Source organism: Arhodomonas sp. KWT, assembly GCF_010993615.1.
The window spans coordinates 3,675-8,106 of sequence record NZ_WNXE01000123.1 but is presented as its reverse complement, the minus strand read 5'-3'; the positions used below and the strand labels follow the sequence as shown (position 1 = coordinate 8,106).

The 4,432-nt window shown below is 71.1% G+C and carries 5 protein-coding genes and 1 pseudogene; 3 read left to right on the top strand and 3 right to left on the bottom strand.

The features are described from left to right. The 3 genes and pseudogenes from G7A99_RS25550 to G7A99_RS14305 form a co-directional block, all read left to right on the top strand. A pseudogene (locus G7A99_RS25550) lies at positions 1-165 on the top strand (erythrose-4-phosphate dehydrogenase); the annotation flags it as partial. A gap of 100 nt (positions 166-265) precedes the next feature. Further along, positions 266-1,717, top strand: coding sequence for a pyruvate kinase (pyk, locus tag G7A99_RS14310; RefSeq protein ID WP_018717187.1), 1,452 nt, complete (start codon positions 266-268; stop codon positions 1,715-1,717). Between the two features lie 68 nt (positions 1,718-1,785). Next, positions 1,786-2,781 (top strand): GlxA family transcriptional regulator, encoded by a 996-nt coding sequence (locus G7A99_RS14305; protein WP_018717186.1) that lies wholly within the window; start codon positions 1,786-1,788, stop codon positions 2,779-2,781. On the opposite strand, the gene G7A99_RS14300 is transcribed toward G7A99_RS14305, so the two are convergent. The 3 genes from G7A99_RS14300 to G7A99_RS24950 all read right to left on the bottom strand — a co-directional run. After that, positions 2,756-3,256 carry a thioesterase family protein gene (locus G7A99_RS14300; protein WP_163141283.1) on the bottom strand — a complete coding sequence of 167 codons (501 nt, stop codon included), beginning with the start codon at positions 3,254-3,256 and terminating at the stop codon, positions 2,756-2,758. The genes G7A99_RS14305 and G7A99_RS14300 overlap by 26 nt on opposite strands. Next, complete coding sequence (locus G7A99_RS14295; protein ID WP_163141280.1) at positions 3,240-4,217, bottom strand: L-carnitine dehydrogenase; 978 nt, start codon at positions 4,215-4,217, stop codon at positions 3,240-3,242. Before G7A99_RS14295 ends, G7A99_RS14300 begins: the two co-directional genes overlap by 17 nt. 4 nt (positions 4,218-4,221) lie before the next feature. Next, the coding region (locus tag G7A99_RS24950) for a 3-keto-5-aminohexanoate cleavage protein (protein ID WP_205599863.1) at positions 4,222-4,432 on the bottom strand (211 nt) is incomplete at its 5' end.

Genomic DNA, 4,432 nt, shown 5'->3' with positions numbered 1-4,432 from the left:
TCGGTGGACTTCAACCACGACGCGCGCTCGTCGGTGTTCGACGCCACGCTCACGAAGGTCACGGGCGGGACGCTGCTGAAGGCGTGCGCATGGTACGACAACGAGTGGGGCTTCTCCTCGCGGATGCTCGACACCACCGTCGCGCTCATGAACGCCGGGCGGTGACGGGACACGAGGCGATGCCTGCGGTCTTCCTCCATGACGGCGTCCGGTGCACCTCCGGTGCGCTCGACAGGATCGCCGCGTTGATGCAGGCTCGGTAGCCATGACAAAAAAACAGGTACGCCAGACGAAGATCGTTGCCACCCTGGGGCCCGCCACGGCCGGCGAGGCCGCGATGAGGGGGATCGTCGACGCCGGTGTGGACGTTGTCCGTCTCAACCTCTCCCACGGCAGCGCCGACGACCATTCCACCAACGCCGCCACCCTGCGCGCCGCTGCCCGTGAGGCCGGACGCGTCGTCGGCGTGCTCTGCGACCTCCAGGGGCCGAAGATCCGCGTGGAGGCGTTCCGGGACGGGCCGGTGGCACTGGAGAGCGGTGACGCCTTCTTCCTGGACCCGACGCTGGGTGCCGAAGACGGCACCGCGGAAGGCGTCGGCGTGGGCTACGCCGGGCTGCCGGACGACGTGGCCGCCGGCGACATCCTGCTCCTCGCCGACGGGCTGATCCGCCTGAGGGTGACGGGTATCGAGGGCCGGCGAATCCACACCCGCGTGGAAGTGGGCGGTACGCTCTCGGCGCGCAAGGGCATCAACCGCCTGGGTGGCGGCCTGTCCGTGCGCGCGCTCACCGACAAGGACCGCCGCGACATCGAGCTCGCCGCGCGGCTGGATGCGGATTACCTGGCGGTCTCGTTCCCGCGGGACGGCCACGATATCGACGAGGCGCGCGAGCTGCTGCGGCGCGCCGGCGGCGAGGCGGGTATCGTCGCCAAGATCGAGCGCCGCGAGGCGCTGGAGTCGCTGGAATCGATCATGGACAGTGCGGACGCGGTGATGATCGCCCGCGGTGACCTGGCGGTGGAGATCGGACACGCCGAGCTGCCCGGGGTGCAGAAGCGGATCATGCGGCTGGCGCGGCGCCGCGAGTGCGTGGTGATCACGGCGACGCAGATGATGCAGTCCATGGTCGACAGCCCGGTGCCAACGCGCGCGGAGGTGCTCGACGTGGCGAACGCCGTGATCGACGGCACGGACGCGGTGATGCTCTCCGACGAGACAGCGGTGGGGCACTACCCGGTGGAGACGGTGACGGCGATGTCCGAGGTGTGCGTGGGTGCTGAGCACTCCTCGGACGACGGTCCGCTGGACCCGGACGCGCACGCGCTGAGCACGCCGTGCCGGCGCATCGACGAGACCATCGCGAAGACGGCGATCGACGCGGCGAACCGGCTGGACGTGGGGGCGATCGCGGCGATGACGGAGTCGGGGGCGACGGTGATGTGGATGTCACGGCTGAGCACGCGCATCCCCATATTCGCGCTCTCCGAACACGAGCGCACACGCGGGCGGGTGACGCTCTACCGCGGTGTGCACCCGGTGAGCTTCGACCCGACGGTGCCGGGCCGGGACGTGCTGGACGGCGAGGCGGTCGGTCAGCTACTGGAGATCGGCGCCGTGACCGAGGGCGAGCTGGTGATCATCACCAAGGGCGATCGCGCCGGTGAACGGGGTGGCACGAACACCCTCAAGATCGTGCCTGCCGCGCGGCGCTGAGCGGGTCTCAGCGTGTCTGGCGAGGCGACAGCGCCGTTGACCCGCAGGGGCTACGCCGGGGAGGGGCGATGACCGCCGGGCCCCGGCGCCTCGGCTTTCTGCTGCTCCCGGAATTCTCGATGATGGCCTTCGTCGCCGCCGTCGAGCCCTTCCGCATCGCCAACCGCTGCGCCGGCGAGCCGCTCTACGAGTGGTCGCTGTACTCCGTCGACGGCATGCCCGTGGCGGCAAGCAACGGCATGACCCTGCTCACCGACGCGTCCATTGGCGAGGACGCCAGCGAGCCGACCGTGTTCGTGTGCAGCGGTTTCAACCACGAGCGCCACACCTCGGCGGCGGTCCTGCAGTGGCTGAAATGGCTGGCCGGGCAGGGCGGGACCCTCGGCGGCGTGGATACGGGCGCATTCGTACTCGCCCGTGCCGGGCTGCTGGAGGGGCGCCGGGTGACCCTTCACTGGGAGAGCATCCCCGCATTCGAGGAGCTGTTCCCGGGCATCGAGACCACCACCGCGCTGTACGAGATCGACGGCCGCCGGGTCACCTGTTCCGGGGGGACCGCGACCATGGACCTCGCGCTGCGCTTCATCGCCGCCGATCACGGGCCGGGGCTGGCGATGGCCGTCTCGGAGCAGCTCATCTACCAGCGCATCCGCGAGCGCTCCGATCACCAGCGCATGAGCGTCGCCGCACGGCTGGGCGTGCACAACCCGATCCTGGTCAACGCGATCGAGTACATGAGCGTGAACGTGGCCCAGCCCGTTGCCGTGGCGGACATTGCGGCCCACTGCTGCATCTCCCAGCGACAGCTGGAGCGGCTGTTCGCCGAGCGGCTCGGGACCAGCCCGGTGGGGTACTACCTGCAGCTGCGCCTGGCGCACGCCCGCCAGCTCCTGCAGGAGACGGACCGCAGCGTGCTCGAGGTGGCACTGGCCTGCGGTTTCGGCTCCACGGCGAGCTTCTCCCGGGCCTACCGCCGTCGCTTCGGGGCGCCCCCGAGCCGGGACCGCAGTGGCCTGGCGGCGCCGGTCGGGGGTGCGGTCAACGACGACGGATCCGCGTCGTGAGCGGACCGTAGTCGTGCCCGGCGGGCAGGGCATGGCCCTGCCACAACCGGTCCACGTTTGCGGCCACCGGGGCGGGAAAGGGCGCCGGTCGTGCGCTCCCCGTGTCGATGCCCATGAGCATCTGTTCGCCCGTGGCGAGCACGGTGCCGTCGGCGGCATCGCACAGCCGCATCAGCACCTGCAACCGTTTGGCGTCGTGGTCCGCCAGCCAGGCCTCGACGCGCAGGCCATCGCCTTCGTGGGCCTCCCGCCGGTAGCGGATGTGGCTCTCCAGGGTGTAGATCGTGTAGCCCGCGGCGGACCGGAAGGCGGCGTCCATGCCGAGCCACTCCATCAGCGCGTCCGTGGCCTGGCTGAACACGCCGGCGTAGGCGGCATCGTTCATGTGGCCGTTGTAATCCACCCAGGCCGGCGCGACGGCGGTCTCCAGGACGGTCAGTGCCGCGCCGGCGGGCGCCTCAGATCCTGCCTTCAATGCCCTCGGCCTCCGGCCAGTACTCGCTCACCAGGTCGATGAGGCGGGAGAGGAACTCGTCGCGCCGCGAGGCCAGCTCGGCGACGGAACGCCCGGCGGCCTGATGCTCGCAGCCCTCGACCACGCGTTCGATGAGCGAGTCGGTGAGCTCGGGGGCCTCCAGCCGGGTCCACGGCAGCTTAAGGGCCGGACCGAACTGGTGGAGCATGTGGCGCATGCCCGCGTCGCCGCCGGCGAGGTGGAATGTGAGGAAGGTACCCATCAGCGACCAGCGCAGGCCCGCGCCGTAGACCACCGCGGCGTCCACCTCCTCGGTGGTCGCCACGCCGTCGTTGACCAGATGCAGCGCCTCGCGCCACAGCGCCTCCATGAGGCGGTCGGCGACGTGGCCCTCGATCTCGCGACGTACCACCAGCGGCCGCATCCCGGCGGCGCGGTAGACGGCGGTGGCGCGCTCCACTGCGGCGGGGTCGGTGCGCTCGCCACCCACCAGCTCCACCAGCGGCAGCAGGTATACCGGGTTGAAGGGGTGTGCGACCAGCACGCGCTGCGGGTGGACGCAGTCCGCCTGCAGGGTGCTCGGCTTCAGCCCGGAGGTGCTGGAGGCGATCAGCGCGTTCGGCTCCGCGGCGGCGTCGATGCGGGCGAGAAGCTCCCGCTTGAGGGCCTCGCGCTCCGGGGCGTTCTCCTGGATGAGCCCCGCGCCGGCGACGGCCGCCTCCAGATCGGTGGTGAAGTGCAGCCGCTCGCGGCTCGCGCCGGGGGCGAGGCCGCGCCCGGCCAGCGTGGCCCAGGCGGTGTCGACGGCGGCGTTGAGCCGTGTCTCGGCGTCCGGGTCCGGGTCGGTCACCGTGACGTCCAGGCCGTTGGCGAGAAAGCGGGCGGCCCAGCCGGCGCCGATGACGCCGGCGCCGACGATGGCCACCCGGTCGATGGCGGGAGTCTGTGCAGTGTCCGTCATTGCCTCACTCATGGGGGTTGCGAAGGCCGAGCATGCGGCGGGCGTCCATCGGTGTGACCGCCCGGGCGCCCAGGCGCGTGATGATGCCGGCGGCGCGCTCGACGAGCTGGGCGTTGCTGGCGAATACGCCCTTGTCGAGGTAGAGATTGTCTTCCAGGCCGACACGCACGTGTCCGCCCAGGAGCACGGACTGCGCGGCCATGGGCATCTGCAAC

Excerpts from the sequence above, each read along its gene's own strand:
- G7A99_RS14305 (WP_018717186.1), top strand. The coding sequence starts at position 1,786 with ATGACCGCCGGGCCCCGGCGCCTCGGCTTTCTGCTGCTCCCGGAATTC.
- pyk (WP_018717187.1), top strand. The coding sequence starts at position 266 with ATGACAAAAAAACAGGTACGCCAGACGAAGATCGTTGCCACCCTGGGG.
- G7A99_RS14295 (WP_163141280.1), bottom strand. The coding sequence starts at position 4,217 with ATGACGGACACTGCACAGACTCCCGCCATCGACCGGGTGGCCATCGTC.